The sequence below is a fragment of the Priestia sp. FSL P4-0332 genome, assembly GCF_038005845.1.
Classification (GTDB): Bacteria; Bacillota; Bacilli; order Bacillales; family Bacillaceae_H; genus Priestia.
This window is the reverse complement of record NZ_JBBOUA010000001.1, coordinates 2,177,811-2,196,172: the sequence shown is the minus strand read 5'-3', so window position 1 is coordinate 2,196,172 and position 18,362 is coordinate 2,177,811. Positions and strand designations below refer to the sequence as shown.

General features: G+C 39.6%; 19 protein-coding genes and 2 riboswitches. Of the genes, 5 read left to right on the top strand and 14 right to left on the bottom strand.

What is annotated here, in order from left to right:
* Positions 1 to 18: 18 nt before the first annotated feature.
* Entirely contained in the window at positions 19 to 447 is a 429-nt protein-coding gene (locus MKY06_RS11075) for a pyridoxamine 5'-phosphate oxidase family protein (protein ID WP_013056864.1), read from the top strand.
* Positions 448 to 475: 28 nt separating this feature from the next.
* On the opposite strand, the gene thiE is transcribed toward MKY06_RS11075, so the two are convergent.
* The 5 genes from thiE to MKY06_RS11050 all read right to left on the bottom strand — a co-directional run bounded on the left by thiE (position 476) and on the right by MKY06_RS11050 (position 5,032).
* A complete protein-coding gene (gene thiE, locus MKY06_RS11070; protein WP_013056863.1) occupies positions 476 to 1,120 on the bottom strand; it encodes a thiamine phosphate synthase in 645 nt (214 codons plus the stop codon).
* Between the two features lie 13 nt (positions 1,121 to 1,133).
* Positions 1,134 to 1,940: a hydroxyethylthiazole kinase gene (gene thiM, locus MKY06_RS11065; protein ID WP_013056862.1), complete on the bottom strand. Its 807-nt coding sequence runs from the start codon at positions 1,938 to 1,940 to the stop codon at positions 1,134 to 1,136.
* 75 nt (positions 1,941 to 2,015) lie between these two features.
* A riboswitch (TPP riboswitch) is annotated at positions 2,016 to 2,124 on the bottom strand.
* Positions 2,125 to 2,316: 192 nt separating this feature from the next.
* Complete coding sequence (locus MKY06_RS11060; RefSeq protein WP_013056861.1) at positions 2,317 to 3,534, bottom strand: MFS transporter; 1,218 nt, start codon at positions 3,532 to 3,534, stop codon at positions 2,317 to 2,319.
* A 96-nt stretch (positions 3,535 to 3,630) separates the two neighbouring features.
* Positions 3,631 to 4,230: a TetR/AcrR family transcriptional regulator gene (locus tag MKY06_RS11055; protein ID WP_013056860.1), complete on the bottom strand. Its 600-nt coding sequence runs from the start codon at positions 4,228 to 4,230 to the stop codon at positions 3,631 to 3,633.
* Between the two features lie 340 nt (positions 4,231 to 4,570).
* The gene (locus MKY06_RS11050) at positions 4,571 to 5,032 is read right to left on the bottom strand and encodes a GNAT family N-acetyltransferase (RefSeq protein WP_371399866.1); all 462 of its coding nucleotides are present in this window, start codon (positions 5,030 to 5,032) and stop codon (positions 4,571 to 4,573) included.
* Positions 5,033 to 5,205: 173 nt separating this feature from the next.
* On the opposite strand from MKY06_RS11050, the gene MKY06_RS11045 reads away from it, so the two are divergent.
* Entirely contained in the window at positions 5,206 to 5,712 is a 507-nt protein-coding gene (locus MKY06_RS11045; protein WP_098278089.1) for a hypothetical protein, read from the top strand.
* Between the two features lie 101 nt (positions 5,713 to 5,813).
* Here MKY06_RS11045 and MKY06_RS11040 read toward each other — a convergent pair whose 3' ends face one another.
* A complete protein-coding gene (locus tag MKY06_RS11040) occupies positions 5,814 to 7,313 on the bottom strand; it encodes a UDP-N-acetylmuramoyl-L-alanyl-D-glutamate--2,6-diaminopimelate ligase (RefSeq protein WP_098287460.1) in 1,500 nt (499 codons plus the stop codon).
* A 462-nt stretch (positions 7,314 to 7,775) separates the two neighbouring features.
* Here MKY06_RS11040 and MKY06_RS11035 point away from each other — a divergent pair, with 462 nt between their 5' ends.
* On the top strand, positions 7,776 to 8,384 hold the full coding sequence (locus tag MKY06_RS11035) for a DNA-3-methyladenine glycosylase (RefSeq protein ID WP_013056855.1): 609 nt from the start codon (positions 7,776 to 7,778) through the stop codon (positions 8,382 to 8,384).
* A gap of 68 nt (positions 8,385 to 8,452) precedes the next feature.
* On the opposite strand, the gene MKY06_RS11030 is transcribed toward MKY06_RS11035, so the two are convergent.
* From MKY06_RS11030 to MKY06_RS11010, 5 genes are all read right to left on the bottom strand, one after another.
* Positions 8,453 to 9,421, bottom strand: a complete 969-nt coding sequence (locus MKY06_RS11030; protein WP_013056854.1) for a sugar phosphate isomerase/epimerase family protein — start codon at positions 9,419 to 9,421, stop codon at positions 8,453 to 8,455.
* 1 nt (position 9,422) lies between these two features.
* Positions 9,423 to 10,427, bottom strand: a complete 1,005-nt coding sequence (locus tag MKY06_RS11025) for a Gfo/Idh/MocA family protein (protein WP_013056853.1) — start codon at positions 10,425 to 10,427, stop codon at positions 9,423 to 9,425.
* 12 nt (positions 10,428 to 10,439) lie between these two features.
* Positions 10,440 to 11,465, bottom strand: a complete 1,026-nt coding sequence (locus MKY06_RS11020; protein ID WP_013056852.1) for a Gfo/Idh/MocA family protein — start codon at positions 11,463 to 11,465, stop codon at positions 10,440 to 10,442.
* A gap of 32 nt (positions 11,466 to 11,497) precedes the next feature.
* The gene (locus MKY06_RS11015) at positions 11,498 to 12,223 is read right to left on the bottom strand and encodes a ThuA domain-containing protein (protein WP_013056851.1); all 726 of its coding nucleotides are present in this window, start codon (positions 12,221 to 12,223) and stop codon (positions 11,498 to 11,500) included.
* Positions 12,224 to 12,313: 90 nt separating this feature from the next.
* Entirely contained in the window at positions 12,314 to 13,345 is a 1,032-nt protein-coding gene (locus MKY06_RS11010; RefSeq protein WP_029321510.1) for a LacI family DNA-binding transcriptional regulator, read from the bottom strand.
* Between the two features lie 250 nt (positions 13,346 to 13,595).
* On the opposite strand from MKY06_RS11010, the gene MKY06_RS11005 reads away from it, so the two are divergent.
* Complete coding sequence (locus tag MKY06_RS11005; protein WP_013056849.1) at positions 13,596 to 14,171, top strand: cell wall hydrolase; 576 nt, start codon at positions 13,596 to 13,598, stop codon at positions 14,169 to 14,171.
* Between the two features lie 326 nt (positions 14,172 to 14,497).
* Here the strand turns inward: MKY06_RS11005 and MKY06_RS11000 are convergent, their stop codons facing one another.
* The 3 genes from MKY06_RS11000 to MKY06_RS10990 form a co-directional block, all read right to left on the bottom strand.
* On the bottom strand, positions 14,498 to 15,832 hold the full coding sequence (locus tag MKY06_RS11000) for a sodium-dependent transporter (protein ID WP_013056848.1): 1,335 nt from the start codon (positions 15,830 to 15,832) through the stop codon (positions 14,498 to 14,500).
* A 175-nt stretch (positions 15,833 to 16,007) separates the two neighbouring features.
* A complete protein-coding gene (locus MKY06_RS10995; protein WP_013056847.1) occupies positions 16,008 to 16,190 on the bottom strand; it encodes a hypothetical protein in 183 nt (60 codons plus the stop codon).
* A 303-nt stretch (positions 16,191 to 16,493) separates the two neighbouring features.
* Entirely contained in the window at positions 16,494 to 17,240 is a 747-nt protein-coding gene (locus MKY06_RS10990; RefSeq protein WP_013056846.1) for a TspO/MBR family protein, read from the bottom strand.
* A 226-nt stretch (positions 17,241 to 17,466) separates the two neighbouring features.
* Positions 17,467 to 17,565, top strand: a riboswitch (TPP riboswitch).
* A 95-nt stretch (positions 17,566 to 17,660) separates the two neighbouring features.
* Here MKY06_RS10990 and tenA point away from each other — a divergent pair.
* Positions 17,661 to 18,350, top strand: a complete 690-nt coding sequence (gene tenA / locus MKY06_RS10985) for a thiaminase II (protein ID WP_013056845.1) — start codon at positions 17,661 to 17,663, stop codon at positions 18,348 to 18,350.
* Positions 18,351 to 18,362 lie beyond the last annotated feature (12 nt).

Genomic DNA, 18,362 nt, shown 5'->3' with positions numbered 1-18,362 from the left:
ATAAAGGAGATGGATAAAATGAATGAACAAAAAATTGCTAAAAAAGTAAACGAAGTATTAGAAGGAAATCGTGTAGGAACATTAGCCACAGTTGTAAACAACAAACCCCATTCTCGCTATATGACATTCTTTAGCGACGAAGAGGGTATCGCTCTTTACACACCAACAAATATCAATACACATAAGGCAGAAGAAATCGAAGCCAATCCGAACGTGCACGTACTATTGGGCTACAGCGGTGAAGGATATGGCGATCAATACTTAGAATTATCTGGTACAGCTGTTCTTCGTACTGGTGATCAATTAAAAGGGCGTATATGGAACGATCACATGAAAGAATGGTTTGACGGTCCAAATGACCCTGAGTATGTTGTTCTTGAAATTACGCCGAACGAAATTCGCTTTATGAATGAAGGCGAAGAAACTCCTCAAACTGTTCAGCTATAATAAAAAAAGCGCACACTGTGCGCTTTTTTTATTTTCCTACCGCTTCTTTCAATTGAGCTGCTTTTTCTTTTGGAGACGCTGCTAAGCTAATCGCGGTAATAATAGAAACGCCATCTGCACCTGCTTCTACTACTTGTTTGGCATTTTCAGGCGTGATGCCACCGATTCCTACAATTGGAAAGTCAATATTCTGGTTTCGCACTTCTTCAATTAATTTTGTACCTTGCACTGCTTTTGCGTCTTTTTTTGTAGAAGTAGGAAAAACAGGTCCCATTCCTACATAATCCGCCCCGTCTTTTATCGCTTGCTGCAGCTCTTGTACATTATGAACAGAGACGCCCACAATCCCTTTTCCTATTTTCTCTCGAACAATATGAGCTTTTTCATCTTCTTGTCCAATATGAACGCCATCTGCTTGTAAGCGGATCGCTAAGTCAAGATCATCATTCACAACAAAAGGAACGCTGTGCTGCTGACAAATTTGCTGAAGTTCCTTCGCCAGCTGATATTTCGCTTCTCCTGTTAAGGCACCTTCGCCTTTTTCACGAAATTGAAACACGGTAACGCCGCCTTCAATTGCTTCTTTCAACACTTCTTTCGGATCTTTTTTACAGTTATTGCTGCCCATTATAAAATAAACTTGCAGCAGCTTTTTGATTTCTTCGTTTGTCATTTTCCGGCTCCTTTTAACGTTGATGTACTCTTGCATATGATTCAATATCCTGCCCAGATAAAAGATGAAGCTGGTTTAACAGCTCAATTTGAAAGCTTCCCGGCCCTTCTTCACCTTTTTTCGCTGCGGCGATCTCACCTGCCACTCCGTAAAAACTTAAAGCAGCAACGCTTGCCTCGACATATTCTTTTTCTACAGCAGCGAAAGCTCCTATAATTGATGTCAGCAGACACCCAGTACCCGTCACTTTCGTAAATAACGGGTGACCGTTGTCTACTGTATACGTTGTGTTTCCATCTGTGATTACATCTTGTTTACCTGTGATAACAATCACTGTATCTAATTTGTTCGCTGCTTTCTCAGCAAGTTCAATGACGTCTCCTTGCCCTTCTAATGAATCAACGCCTTTAATGAGCCATGACTCGCCTACTACATTCGCAACTTCAGCAGCGTTACCACGAATAACTGCAATATTTAATTCTTCTACAAGCTGACGTGCTACTTCTGTACGAAACGGTGTCGCTCCGGCTCCTACAGGATCGAAAATAACCGGCACGCCATTTTCATTTGCTGATTTTCCTGCTATTCTCATCGCTTCTACCTCTTGAGCCGTCAGTGTACCCATATTTAAAACAAGCGCTCCGGCGATTCGTGCCATGTCAGCCACTTCTTCCTTCGCATAAGCCATAACAGGTGAAGCTCCTAGTGCAAGCAGTCCATTTGCAGTAAAATTGGTTACCACAACATTCGTAATATTATGAACAAGCGGACTTGTATCTCTTACTTTTTCTAATTGAGCTGAAATTTTACTAATATCCATATTCTCTCACTCTTTTCATTTAGTTTTAACACTGCAAAAAAAAGACAAAAAAGCACCTTGCATGCGCAAAGTGCTTTGGTATGTACTCACATTCCCTGCGCTGGCATTATCCAACAGGTTCAAATGGTCAACAGGCGTCCCTGTACTCTCAGCCTGCCCCGCGCAAGCTCCCATACTATTCTTGTTACGTTTAAAGTTTACTATTAACCTTTTTTATTTGCAACCATTTCACTGTTTTGCCGATAAAATAAAGCTTCTCTATAGGCTGAGTGGCGTTGTAAACCTTACACCTTTACTAAAAGAATAATCAAAAGACCTCCAGTAAGCTACTAGAGATCTTCTATTCCCTAAGAATTCTATTATTTTTTCCTTATGGTTATTTCTCTTGAACCGCTTGATTTCTCACAGCTGTTTTTCTGTCCTTCCCTGCTCTTAAAGATAAAAGAAAACAAAGCAGCAGTACAAGTGCAGCTGATACGTACGGATAATTAATGTTTATATCAAAGAGGAAGCCTGCTACAACTGGTCCAATAATATTCCCAAGACTTGTATAAGCAGAATTTAGTCCGGCTACATACCCTTGGTCGTCTTGTGCCATCATCGACATTTGAGTGCTGATTGCCGGACGTAAAATATCTGTTGCTAAAAAGACGATGAATGTCACAACAATAATAAGCCAGTACGTGTGCACAAATAGCGTAAGTAAAATAAAAAGTCCCGTCATCATCAAGCAAAACGAAATCACTCTTTTTTCACCAAACTTATTTAAAATCCAGCCAAAAATCGTAACCTGCACTACAGCCCCCGCAATAGAGCCAAACGTAATAACAAACGCAATATCTTTTGGCGTAAAGCTAAATTTATGATCAACAAATAGTGAAAAAATCGTTTCATAATTGGATAATCCAAACGATGTCACAAAAACAATAATTAAACTTAGAAAATAAGGTTCTTTATAGGAATTCATAAGCTGCAGTAGCAGCCGATCTTCTTTTGGATTCTCATTGTTTGAAACAGCATGATTTTGTACAGGACGAGACTCTGGCAAAACAAAAAGCGTAATCACTGCAGCCAAGCCTCCTGCTACTGCGGCCATATAAAATGGTACACGCATGCCGTATTCAGCTAAAAAGCCTCCGATACCGGGCCCAATAATAAATCCTGTTGTAATCGCCGCCGTCACATAGCCCATTCCTTTAGCGCGTTCTTTAGCAGACGTCACGTCCGCTGTATAAGCCATAACAGCAGGCATAATAAGCGCGGCCCCGACCCCGCCTAACATTCTCGATACAAATAATAAAAGAGGTGTACTCACTGAACCAAAGAACCATTCAGACAAGGCAAAAACAATCATTCCCGCTACAATAATTTTCTTTCTCCCTAACGAATCTGATAACCGGCCCGCTAAAGGTGAAAACAGAAATTGAGTTAGTGAAAACACCGCTACTAAAAGCCCCATCACGCTGCCGTTGATATGAAGCTCCGTCATATATGTTGGCATAATTGGAATAACGAGACCGATTCCTGTAAAAATAATAAAAATATTTAGCATGAGCAGCAGAATCGCCGCTCGATTTCTTAACAATAATGACATATAAACCTCCTGATTACAAAAATACTGAACGTTCGGTCTATAAAAATACAAAATAATGAGGGATTACTCATTACCGCAATAAGCATCCCCGATTATTTAAGAAGACCTTGCTATAATTCCGTTTAAAAATACATCAATTGCTGAATGGTAAAGCTGCAGGGCATTTTCCGTGTTCGTTTTTCGAGACATACGGCTCATTCCAACAAACAGCCCTTCTAAAATCACTGCAAGCTGTTCTGCATTTTTAGGAGAAAACTCTCCTTCATCAATGCCTTTTTGCAAAAGTTCCCGGTTAAACTCCACGTGTCTTTTCACCATCTCATCAATTCGCTCTTCGATGTCGCTGCCCTTTTCCTCGTTGTTAAAAAACTCATCGGCGGCTTTCGTAAGAGGATGATTTAAATCATCTAAAATGATTTGCTCCGCAATTCCAAAAAGCTTATCTCTTGTTGTTTTGTAAAGAGACTCTCTTTCTTTCCAGTTTCGTTCCCACTCGAGATCCCATTCGTCTATTAAATAGAGAAAAAGCCCTTCTTTACTTTTAAAGTGATAATAAATATTCCCTTTACTGCTTCCCGTAGCCTCTACAATTTCCTCAATAGATGTAGCTTTATAGCCTTTTTGAGAAAACAATGCTTTAGCGGCATCTGCCACTTTTCTTTTGGTTTGTTCACTTTGAAGCTTTTTTTTATTCAAGCTATTTCCACCGCCCCGCACATTTATTATTTATACTGAACATTCGTTTTGTATTATCTGATACCTATACTACTTAGGAAAAACCTCTTTGTCTAGTAAGAAAACCTAGTTTATACCTTTTTATATGAATTATGACAAAACAAAAAACAAAGAGGTTGAGACATAACTAAATCAATTCAATCTAAAGACACACAAACGGGATAAATGATCAGGTATGAATCATTTGTTACACCGCTGTCGATTACCATGAAAAAATCCGAACGAGTTGGATTCTCCATCAAGAATCTCGATTCCTCTTTCGGATTTTCCTTCAACTAAAATACTTTTGTCCCATCCTCTTTTAATCATTCAATTTCTTTGTCATAAATACACTGTATGGATCTTCTTTGTAGGTAGAAAACGGTTCGCACTCGTAAAATCCAAAACTGGCGTACAGCTTTCTAGCCGGTTCAAAAGCAGACGCGGATCCTGTTTCTAAGCTTAAGCGTCGGTACCCTCGTTTTTGTGCTTCGTTTATTATGTACTGCAGCAGCTCTTTAGCGATTCCTTTCCGCAAATGGGCGGTAGCTGTTCGCATCGATTTAATTTCTCCGTGATGCTCATCTAACTCTTTTAAAGCCCCGCACCCTGCTAGCTGACTGTCTTTCCACACGCTCCAAAACGTAATATCACGTTGCTTTAAGTTTTCAATATTTAGAGCATGAATACTTTCAGGGGGTGAATGTAAGTTCATTCCTTGAAGGTGAGAACTTACCAGTTCAATAACTTCATTGTTCATTAAGTGGTCTCTTTTTATTTTAATCATTTTCTCTTCCTTCCTGCTACTAAGGGGTGGTCAACTACAAACCGACTTATGAATAAATTCACTGTCGACCTTTAAAAATCCTTTTATACACTCCCTTCTTTTTCTCCAGTTATTAAAACCGACTTTGCCAAGCAGATGTTTCATACATTGTTAAACGGAGGTGAAATTCATTGAAGAAGGTTTTATTTTGTCTTATCCCTCTTTTGTTTTTATTATCCGCCTGCTTTAGTGATCCTGTTCAAGATGATTTAATCGACTATAACAATCAAGATTTAAAAAAAGCGGCTCAGCTTGAAAAAGAAGCGATTGACGCATACGATTCTGTTACAGGCGCTAACTACACAAGTGACGCAGTGATGTATGATACGATGACGAGTGAAGTCATTCCTACCTATCGTAAATTTGTTGACGAACTAGAAAACATCGATGTAGAAACCGACGATCTTCGAAAGATTCATGAAAGCTATATAAAGGCTGCCAATACCCAGTATAATGCTTTCATTAAAATTGTCAGCGCTTTAGAAAAGCAGGACCGCAACCTTATTGCTGAGGCAAACGCTATGCTTGATGAAGCACGAAAAGGCATACGCGGTTACACTGCAGCTATTAAAAAGCTGGCTAAAGAACATGATGTAAAAATTGAAGAACCAAAAACACAGCGAGAAAACAGCCTATAGTTTTGATGCAAAAAGAAGGTCTCTAAAAATAGTAAGAGACCTTCTTTCGTATGCTGTTTCAATTTCTACACGTTCGTTCGATAGATAAATGAAGAAGAGTATTAGGAAATATTGCTTAACGATGTATAATAAGAAGCAATAATTTCTTCATCGGAATGCGGAATTTCGTTTCCTTTTACAAGCTGAGCGCCGTTAATACAGCCGCTTGTAAGTAAGATAATATCATTCGGCTTTCCTAAAGAAAGCGACTTTAATACTCCTTCTGTTCGAGTAGGGGCGCGGTGAATATTACTTGCGCTCGGATTTGAAAAACCCGTCATCACTTGATCTACAATTACGTTCGGATCATGATGACCTGGATGATCAACCGTTACGATAATTTCATCCGCTTTTCCTTCAATGACACGCGCCATTTTAGGCATTTTATTAAAATCTCGAATGCCGATTCCTGCAATCATGACAATTAGCTGGTTATACTCCATCTTTTTTACTTCTTCTACTAGACGCGTAAGGGCAACAGGCGTATGGGCATAGTCTAAAATCACTTTTTGGTTATTGGGACCTTCTACCACTTGAAAGCGCCCTTCTGGACTTTCCAATTGAGGAAGCACGCTAATAATATCCTCAATGTGGTATTCAAAATGAAGAGCTGTACCAATGGCCGCTAGCACGTTAGCAATGTTGTAATCGCCATATACAGGCACTGCTACTTTGTATGACTGTCCTTTATACAGTAAATCAAAGAAAGAGCCCCCTTCTTTGACAGTAATGTTTTTTGCTTGCAGAGTTGCCTCCGCATTATTTAATAAGCTATACGTGACTTTAGGTCCTTCAAATAGCCTGCTCAAGTCTTTCCCCATGCCCTGATCATCTATATTAATAACGGCATGTTTTGCCTGCTGAAATAATTTCATCTTGCATTTTTTATAGTGCTCAAACGTTTTATGATACTCTAAGTGCTCTTCTGAAAGATTTGTGTGAATGGCTACATCAAAATAAATATCTTCTACTCGCTGCTGATCAATCGCAATTGAAGATACTTCCATCACTGCCGCTTCATCGCCTCTTGTATACAAATCATAAAAAATTTTATGTAAGTCTACCGATTCAGGTGTTGTAGGCGTACTTTTTTTATAAACTAACTTCTTCTTTGATGACCAAATGCCGGTCGTTCCAATCGATCCTGTCGGCAATTTTAAAAGAGTTAAAAGCGACCTTACGTAAGCTGCTACGGTTGTTTTACCATTTGTACCTGTAACGCCAATTGTCTCAATTTTTTCATCCGTATAATCAAAATACATTTTAGAAAAAGACGCCATTACTTTGCGAACGTCATCAACAGCTAAAAACGTACAGTGAGAATACTGAGTACTCAAAAGACGCAGCTCCTCAATGCTTGTCCCAAAGACTGCTACGGCTCCTCTAGTTATAGCTTCTTTGATATATTGATGTCCATCTTCATTTTCACCTTTTATACTAAAAAATACTGATCCGTCGTGAACCTGCTTTGAATGATATGTCAGATGGTTGATCGTTTGAGATGCAGGCCCAAAAATATGTTTAATTGATAAGTTCATTAATGTATCAAAGTGGATGTTCATAGCTATTCCTCACAGTGTATAAATTTTATTTTTAATATGTTCTAAAATCCCTTAAAGACTCTTTGAAGGATATTTTTTCTTTATTTCCATTTATAAAGAACTTTCTACAATTCAATCTTTTTATTTTGCTTTCATGTGTAGAACGAAAATAAAGAAAAGACGGATCACTATTTTTTAAAACTAAAAGCATGTAAAATATGGATGAACTGTGTATATCATACCAGCAGCAAAAGCGAAGTATTGTAGTAAAATATTCCCCCTATACGTGCAAAACGAAACCATTCTTTAAAATAAAATAATTTCATAGAGTGAGTTGAATCATGATAAATACTTGAACGTGGGATAAGAAAGATTACTGTATTAATCAGTGCCTCCCTTTGCAAAATAACAAAGAAAACATCATAATAAAAGATGCGCATAACAGCGTGAATGACTCTGTTTTGAAAGGATGGACTACAGCAAATGACGCGTTCTCTTTTAGCGATTGAACCACTTCCTCTTTTATTTTACCAACAGCCTACACTTGAATTAGCTCAGTCGCTGTTAGGATGTCTTCTTGTTCACGAAACGGCAGAAGGAACTGCATCTGGTTTTATTGTAGAAACAGAGGCTTATAAAGGGCCTTTCGACCGAGCAGCTCATAGCTTTAATAACCGGCGCACAAAAAGAACGGAGGTAATGTTCGGTCCTCCTGGTCATGCCTATACGCATACAATGCATACACATTGTTTACTCAATGTTGTAAGCAGCGACATCGATTGTCCAGAAGGCGTCCTCATTCGAGCTATTGAGCCATTTAGCGGAAAAAATTTGATGAAAAATAGACGTCGAGGGATGGAAAATGAAATAAATTGGACAAACGGTCCTGGGAAACTAACAAAAGCACTAGGGGTTTCAATGGATTTGTACGGTCATGATTTAACCAGCCCTCCTCTTTATATTGCTCGTGGCTTCACTCCTTCAGAGATTTCCGCCGGACCTCGCGTTGGCATTGATAATTCTGGTGAAGCGAAGGATTACCCTTGGCGCTTTTGGGTTGCCAATCACCCTTTTGTATCGAAATTCAGGTGAACCAAAGGCGAATTGATTTACTAACGAAAATAAAAGAAGCACCTCTTTTTAGAGATGCTTCTTTTTGCTTACGCCCACCACATTTGTGAGGGAGTTTCTTCAATTAATACACTTTGTAAGTTTGTAACCGCGCGTTTAAATCCTTCTTCAATCGACATGATTGGATCTTCGTGCTCAATGCTGACTACATAATCGTATCCGTATGTGCGAAGTGCACTCATCATATCAGACCACTCTTTTACATCATGTCCGCACCCTACGGATCTAAACGTCCATGCACGCGTTTGGACTTCTCCGTATGGCTGCATATCCGTCAGGCCATACATGTTAATATTATCCTGGTCCAAGTACGTATCCTTTGCATGGAAATGATGAATCGCATTTTCTTTTGCTAAAATTTTAATAGCTCCTACCGGATCAATTCCTTGCCACCATAAATGACTTGGATCAAGGTTAGCGCCAATCGCTGGACTTGTTTTTTCGCGAAGCTTTAGGAGCGTATACGGAGTATGAACTAAAAATCCGCCGTGAAGTTCTAAACCAATTTTCACATTATGCTCCTCGGCTAGTTCTCCAATTTCTTTCCAATAAGGAACAAGCTTATTTTCCCATTGCCAATTCAATACGTCTCCATACTCGTTAGGCCAAGGAGTAACAGGCCAGTTTGGGTACTTGGCTTCTTCGTGATCTCCTGCTGTTCCAGAGAAACAGTTCACCACTGGAACATCTACTAATGATGCTAGTTGGATGGTCTTGCGAAGCGTTTCGTCAGATTCTTTTGCAAAACTTGCCTCAGGTGAAATAGGATTGCCGTGGCAGCTAAATGCGCTGATTGTAAGTCCGCGGTCTTTTATCTGCTTCATATAGGCTTCTCTTTTTTCTTTATCTTCAAGCAGCTCATCTAGCGGACAATGGCTGTTTCCCGGATAGCCGCCCGTTCCGATTTCAACAGCATGAAGACCTGCTGCTTTTACTTTATCTAACATCTCTTCAAAAGAAAGATCCGCAAATAAGACCGTGAATACTCCAAGTTTCATTTTAATTTCCCCCTGTGCGATATATTTCGTCAATAATAGCTGAGACTTGAAGCGCTTCTTGTGGCTTTACCACTAATTCAGCATTTCCTTTACACGCTTCAACGAAATTTTTAGCCTGACTTAGGCTGTAATCATCTTCTCCATCTATCCAAGGTGACGTACTGTTCATGAGCATACCGTTTTTAGACGTGTATAGTTCAAACGGAAACACACTTAAACCGCCCTCTACCCCTGATATGCTTACGTGCTCTTCATCATCTTCGATATTAGCTGCCCAAGAAGTTTCTAAAAGAAGCGACGCTCCATTTTCAAATTTAATATAGGCCGTTACATGATCATCCACGCTGAATGTTTCATGATCAAATGCTCCCCATTGATTTAATTGGTTAGGCGTTTTACTCAGGTCATTATATGTACTTCCCAGCACTTCAGTATGCTTTGGGTTTCCCATCAGCCAAAGCGTTAAATCAAGCAAATGGCAGCCGTAATCAATTAAGCTGCCTCCTCCTTGAAGATCTTTGTTCGTAAATACCCCCCAACCGGGAACCTTTCGGCGACGCATTGCTCTGACACGTGCAACTAATGGGCGCCCTACCTCTGTCATCATTTTTTTCGCAGCCTGCGCTTCTTTCATGAATCGGTAATGATACGCAATCGCTAACTGCTTACCTGATTCTCTAGCAGCAGCAAGCATTTCTTCACCTTGCTCTTTAGACATCGCCATTGGCTTTTCACATAGGACGTGAACGCCTGCTTTTAGCGCTTCTACTGCAAACTCGGCGTGAAATTTATTCGGTGTACAAATACATACAGCGTCCACTTCTTTAAACATATCTTTGTAATCAACAAATACGTGAGGGATATTATGCTCATTGGCTACCTCTGTGGCTCTTTCACTATTAATATCGCTAAGCCCCCAAATCACACATTCATCACCCAGTTGTTTGAATGCTGGGATATGCCTGCTTACAGCAATCCCTCCTGCTCCGATTATGCCAATTCTCACGTTTTTCACCTCTTACACGCGCGTAATTTGTTTCGTTTGACTTGATTTTAAAGCTGCTAAAATAACAGCAAGTGATTTTAATCCTTCTTCACCAGGAACAGGAGATTCTTTATCTTCTGCAACTGCATCTACAAATTGTTCAATGACGTGAGAATTACTTTGTCCGCCTTCATCGTTCGACTGGATTTTTCCTAACTCATAGTTCACCACTTCACCTGTTGCATATTGGGCAACTAATGAATACGTCGGATCGTCCTCTAAACGAAGAATCCCTTTCTCGCCGTAAACAATCGTGGAGTTGTCTTCTTTTCCATTGTAAGCCCAGCTTGCCGCAAGCGTACCGATAATCCCGCTTTCCGTTTTTAATACGCACACAGCATTGTCGTCTACATTTGCAAAGTCTTTTGCATTGCTTTCTACAAATGCACCGACTTCTACAATTTCTTCATTTAATATGTAGCGGAGCATATCGGTTTTATGAACGCCTAAATCCCCCATAGCACCAATAAACGCTTCGTCTTTTTTAAAGAACCAGCTGTCTTTTCCGTCCACGCTCCAACCTTCAGGACCACCGTGGCCAAAAGCCGTACGGAAACTGTAAATTTTACCGATTTCCCCTTTTCCAATAAGTTCACGAGCTTTTTGATGAGAAGCTACAAAGCGCTGATTATGTCCGATCATTAGTTTTTTACCGTTTGTTTTTGCTGCTTCAATCATTGCTTTCGCTTCTTCTTCTGATGTTGCCATCGGCTTTTCACACAGGACATGAACTCCGCTGTTTAACGCTGCCACCGAAATAGGCGCATGAAGATAATTGGGCGTACATACGCTCACTGCTTCCACTGTACCGCTTGCTAAAAGTTCTTCGTAGTTTGTGTAAGCTTTTACACCGTACTGCTGCGCTACGCTGTTTGCACGTTCTGTGTTTATATCGCAAACGGCTACTAATTCTACTTGTTCATTCATCTTATATTCTGGTAAGTGACGGTGTTGCGCAATGCTTCCGCACCCAATAACGCCAATTTTTACTTTTTCCATCTTTCCTATCCCCTTTGCTTAAGCATTATTAATTAGTTTTTAACAGCGATTGATTCAAGCGGTTGCGCATTGCCGTAAACAGGACGTTTTCTCTCTGCTGGCTTCGCCCATTTAATAGCATTCATAATGACACGCTGAATGTCTTTGTTATGGTATGTTGGATATGTTTCATGTCCAGGTCTGAAATAAAATACTTTTCCGTTTCCGCGTTTGTACGTGCAGCCGCTTCTGAAAATTTCTCCGCCTTCAAACCAGCTCGTGAAAATCAGTTCATCAGGTGCTGGAATATCAAAGTGCTCTCCATACATTTCTTCGCGCTCAAGCTCGATAAATTCACCAATACCTTCCACAATCGGATGACTCGGTTCTACTACCCACAAGCGCTCTTTTTCATCTGCTTCACGCCATTTTAAGTCGCAGCTTGTGCCCATTAACGTTTTAAAAATTTTAGAAAAGTGACCTGAGTGTAAGACAATAAGCCCCATACCGTCTAGCACGCGCTGCTTTACTTTCTCAACGATGTCATCTTTCACTTCGTCATGTGCTAAATGACCCCACCATACTAAAACATCCGTTTGATTTAATACTTCTTCAGTCAACCCGTGTTCTACTTCGTCTAATGTTGCGGTGTGTGTACGAAACCCTCCTTCTTCTAAAAAAGAAGCGATGGCACCGTGAATGCCTTCAGGGTAAATTTCTCTTACAACCGGATTTTTCTGTTCATGACGATTTTCATTCCATACTGTAACATTAATCATTTTCATATCCCCTTTTTTTTGTGAATGCTAACTTATATCCCCTTTTTTCATAAATGCTAAACTTTGGTTAACCGGTTAACTTACTCTGATTCACCCGCGCTTAGCAGTCGAATCTCGAATAATAAGTTCAACCGATAATTTCACATGCTGCAGCGTGCTGAAACGGTGCTCAATTGCTTGAATAACAGACGTCGCGGCGACGACTCCTTTGTTAAATACATCTTGACGAATGGTTGTTAGACTTGGAGATGCATAGCTACTAAACGTTATGTCATCGAACCCTACGATTGAGTAGTCCTGCGGAATTTTTTTCCCCTTTTCTTGCAGTGCTTTCATAATTCCAAGCGCCAGCGTATCAGAGGATGCAAAAACCGCCCGAATATCCTTATGATCTTGCAGCAGCTTGTTCCCTAAATTGTAACCGTTATCAAACGAACTTTCGTTCACTTCAAAAACAAACGTCTTTGATGGTGTAATGCCCGCTTCTTTTAATGCTTTCTCGTAGCCTATATACCTCTTTTTATCCACTGGACTATTGACGAGGTGATGAGCAACAAAGGCAATTTCTTTGTGACCCAAATTCACTAAATGTGTTGTAGCTAGATATCCTCCATACTCATCGTCTACAGAAATATGATGATAATCGCGTTCGTACCTTTCGTATGTATCTACTAGCACAATCGGATTCGATAACGCTTTCATTTTCTCATACAATCGATGCGGGAAGGCTCCTAAAAACAGAAGACCATCAATATTTCTCGTTCGAATCCATTTTAGGCAATCAGCTGGGCTACTCGCTCCAGATATGACTAGATCATAACCATGCTTACGGATTACATATTCAATTCCACTAATCATTTCACTGTAATAATGGTTATCTTTAAATATAGTAGAAAGTGAATCATCTGTAAGCGGGAACATAACGCCAATCATATTTGACTTTTGTTTCGAAAGACTAACGGCGGTTAAATTTGGTTCGTAGTTTAATTCTTTTACCGCTGTTAAAATTCGCTCTTTTGTTTCATCGGATACTTTGTTAATTCCGTTTAAGACGTAAGATACTGAAGCTGCAGACACCCCTGCATGCTTTGCTACATCACGAATCGTTATCTTTTCTCCCATAAAATCTCTCCAGTTAAACGGTTAACTATTTACTCGTTCATTATAATTCACTCCTTTATTATCAGTCAACGTATTTTTCAAATTATCTGTTAACTATTATAATATCTTCCTAGATTGGTATGTTTTAAGCAGTGACAAGATGTATTGACACCTGTTAATCTTTGAAACGTACATATAAAGTTCGGTGCACAGCACGCACCGATCCGTGATAAAAGGGGCGTTCAAAAGGATTTCAGGAGGTACTTACTTTATGTTTAAGAAACTAGCAATTATTGGAGCACTAGCAGTTCCTATGTTCGGCATGAGTCACGGGGCAAATGCCGCTGAAACAACCCATCGCGTAAAAGCCGGAGAGACTCTTTACAAGATTGGCGCTGAATACGGCGTTACGGTTAAACAGTTAAAAGAAGCGAATCACAAATCTACCGACTCTATTAATGCAAATGAAACATTAACAATCCCTAACTCTATTAGCGAAAGTGATAAAGAATTGTTAGCTCGCCTTGTACAAGCTGAAGCAAAAGGCGAACCTTACGCTGGCAAAGTGGCTGTAGCAACAGTCGTTTTAAACCGCGTGGATAGCGATTCTTTCCCAAACTCTATTCATGATGTCATTTATCAAGGTACACAGTTTACACCTGTACAAAACGGTGAAATTAATAAAGCAGCGGATGCTGACGCAAAAAAAGCTGTAAATGAAGCACTAGCTTTTAGAGGTCAAGGAAAAGGTTCGTTATTCTTCTTTAATCCAGATAAAACAAGCGACCAATGGCTTCGTCAAAAACAGGTTACGATTACGATCGGAAATCACGTTTTTGCAAAATAAACAAAAGATTGAGACATAAAAAATTGCTCCAATCCAAAGGCGAACAAATGGCGTAAAGGAGCTCGTATGGATTGCTTGTGACACCGCTGTTGATTTCCGTGCAAGTCTTCGCTTTCCGCGGGCGGCCGGTGAGCCTCCTCGTTGCTTACGCTCCTGCGGGGTCTCACCTGTTCCGCTTTTCCCGCAGGAGTCTTGGTCTTGCGCTCCAATCAACAGCTAGAAGCAATTAAATCGATTAAACTTACCTTCACTATCACAATAAAAAGCTCCGAACGATTCATCGTTCGGAGCTTTCTTCAACTAACATATTTTTTGTCTCAGCCTATTTAATATGCAACAAGTAAGCTTAATAGAACAACTATAATTATAATAGGCAATACGTATTTAACTAGAAAGAACCATGCATTGAATAATTTAGCGCCTTTTGTACTTCCTGAAATAAACTCTTCATACACGGCTTCTTTTTTCATTTTAAATGTCACAAAAATCGCAATGGCTAAACTTCCAAGAGGCAGCATTAAGTTGCTCACAAAAAAGTCAGCTACGTCAAATATACTTCTGCCAAAAAGTGAGACATGTTTTAGTACACCAAACGAAAGCGCTGATGGGATACCTACCACAAACACAAGAATCCCTGATAAAGAAGCGTAGCGAGTTCGTTTTGTCTGATCGTCTTTGGTTAAAGCAGCTACGATAATTTCCAGCAGTGAGAAAGCAGAGGTAAGCGTAGCGAATAGAAATAAAATTAAAAACAGTGCTAAAAAGACGGTACCAAACGGCATTTTCTCAAATACTGTTGGCAAGACCACAAACAAAAGTCCAGGTCCTTCAGTTGGCTTTAATCCAAATGAAAAAACGGCTGGAAAAATAGCCAAGCCCGCCAGCAGCGAAACAAACAAGTTCAAAATAGCAATAGTGCCAGCTGAACGCGTCAAGCTTACTTTTTTCCCTAAATAAGAGCTATATGTCACCATGCAGGATAATCCCACGCAAAGCGAGAAAAACGACTGACCGAGCGCATAGAGAACAGATGACCCTGTAATGGCTGAAAAATCTGGTTTCAAAAAGAACTTTACTCCGTCCATTGCTCCGTCTAATGTTAAAGAACGCACCACGATAATGATAAAACAAATAAATAACAGCGGCATCATGTATTTATTAGCACGCTCTATTCCTTTTTGTACGCCTTTTGAAATAACAAACACTGTAATTAATAAAAACAGCGCCTGCGCACCTAATACTACATAAGGCTGGCTAATGACGGCATTGAACAACGGGCCGTACTCTTTTCCGCTTAGCATACCGGTTACGCTCATAATCGTATATAAAATCACCCAGCCGCCAACGACGCTGTAAAAGGAAAGCAAAACGACACAGCTTAGTACTCCCAGCCTGCCAATCCATACCCAAGCGGATTTTGGAGCAATTGCCTTATAAGCACTAATCGCTTCTTTTCCCGTATGTCTTCCAATGATAAATTCTGCCAACAGAAGCGGCAATCCAATAAAAATCGTAAATAAAATAAACAACGCAAAAAACGCTCCACCGCCACTGGTTCCCGTTACGTATGGAAACTTCCATATCGCTCCTAGACCAATTGCTGCCCCAGCAGATGCTAAAATAAAACCGAGGCGTGAAGACCACTGATTTCCTTTACTCATATAATGTTACTCTCTCCTCTTCTAAACTCAAAACTCACCTGATTAGTACTGTACCATAAATGCAGAAGAAAATCATTCCCGTTTTACTTTTTTCTATAAAACGATATCTATATAGAATAGAAAAATGAAGAAGCAGCTGCTTCTTCATTTTAAGGTTGGTGTTTCTATTCAAAATTTATTCTCTGTACGATGATTCATCTCCCCGGTAGGCTTCTTGATTTGAAATTTCTTCAATATGCATATGCCCTTCTCTCTCTAAACGAAGGACCGTACGCTCTGCATCTTCATAACTCTCGCACGTCACTTGTTTATATTCCATATCATCTTTATCTGTGTAAGCGACTAAATATGTTTCCATTTTAACTCCTCCTAATACAACCTGTATGTAACGTATGTTGCCTTTTTCGTTTATTTCTAAACATATAGGCTCCAAACATAAAGCCTAGCATACTATAATAGCGGAACTTCAATTTAAAAAAGTTGAATTTTTCATTATGCACCGATGCAACATGGAGGTTACACTTATGACATTTATTTTATCATTCGTACCAATTGTTGTTCCTTTTGGTATTTTAATTAGCTTAATTGCTTTTACAGCTGCTTTTTTACAATCAAAAGAGCATCATAAAAAGCTCTAGCTTACAAAAGCTAGAGCTTCTTTTTAAAAACGTCTATAGCGTTTAATCAATCCCACAATAATGGCAATTGCTAATAAAACAACTGAAATGATGACAGTAATGACAATTGGCTGATTTCCACTTTGCTTCACTGCAATGGCAATATAAGCCCAAATAAAAACAAGCGGATAAACAGCGTCTCGGTTTTTTAATGTAAACATAATGCCCAGCGCAGCTCCTACCAGCAGCATAATAATCGTCCATGCTAACTCGCTCAGGCCAAGCAAATGCTGTATTCCATTTGCTTGAAATACGACAAACACATTGACAATAGTCGCAACAGAAATCCATCCAAGATAAAGCGAAATCGGCAGACGCATAAACCATGTCGTCATCCGAGAATGCTGAATAATGGAATATACAATCATTAATGTGCCTAGAATAAAGAGCATAACTAAAAGAGATAACTTATAGTAATCGTTTTGGAAAATAAAGATCCACGCACTATTTAACAAACAGTTTAGAAAAAACCAAATGCCGATACGTGCATATATTTCCTTTTGATCTTCTCTTGCAAAAAATTGGCGTATAACCCAAATGGTTAATAATAAATAAATAACGCCCCAGATAGCAAAGGCATAACCCGCTGGTGTAAACAACGTAGGAACTTGCGCAGAAGCTTCTCCCGTTGTTTTGCCTCCTATTGGAATGGCATTTGCTAAATAATTCACAAGCAGTGTAATAGCCAAGCCTACTGTATTTAATACAGCATACAAACGAAATTTCGCCATTTTGTTCTCTCCTTTCTTCTATTTATATGGGAGTGTTTCGGAGACGAAAACGGCTCTTCCCTTCATTAATACCTCTTCTTCCCTAAAAATATGCATTTTTAAACAAAAATGATTAAAAATAGCTTTAAGAAATTTCCTCTTTAAGAAAGAAAAGCGGTTAGCACACAATTTCCCATAACGCTTTCTATTTTTCAGAATATATGGTAAGTTAAACATAGATTAATAGGAAGTCCACTAGGGGTGCCCACCGGCTGAGACAAGTTTTCTTGATCCCTTTGAACCTGATCTGGCTCATACCAGCGTAGGAAAGTGGCAATGTTCAGTTTTTTACTGTCCTTTGCCACTCCGTTTATAAACGGAGTGTTTTTTATTTCCTTTATGTGCTTGTTTGTGACTTCCTCATATTAAAGGAGGATTTTGATGTCATTTTCATCTCAATTAAGACAAGAAGCAAACTATATTTACGAAGCCATTTTTAACCATCCTTTTATTAAAGGAATTGCTGAAGGAAACGTGCCAAAAGAAGCGCTTATTCACTACGTTTCTCAAGATTACGAATACTTAACAGCATTTGTTCGCATTTACGGCGCTGCTTTAACGAAATGCCGCACGCGTACCGAAATGGAAGCCTTTAATGCCGGCATTTCTACGGTATTACATAGTGAAGTACACCCTCACAATAATTTTTGTGAAGTAGCAGGCGTACGTTATGAAGACCTTCACACTGAGACGCTTTCACCGACAGCCAGCCACTACATTAACCATATGACAAGCGTTGCGCATACAGGCAGCTTAGCAGAAATCATTGCAGTGCTTCTTCCATGTCCATGGACGTACGTTGAAATTGGGCAGCGCATTACAGAACAAGTAAATCCATCTCCTTCTCATCCTTTTTATGAATGGATTCAGTTTTATAATAATGAAGAAATGAATGGCACAACACAATGGTTTTGTAACAAGCTCGATGAACTCGCCGAACAAGCGACTGAAGAAGAACGTAACCGTATGAAAGATCACTTCATCAAAAGCTGTGAACTCGAGTATTTATTTTGGGAAATGGCATATACCCAAGAAAAATGGCCGCTTTCTCAGCTTTCACTTTCAAAATAACGAAAAAGCCTC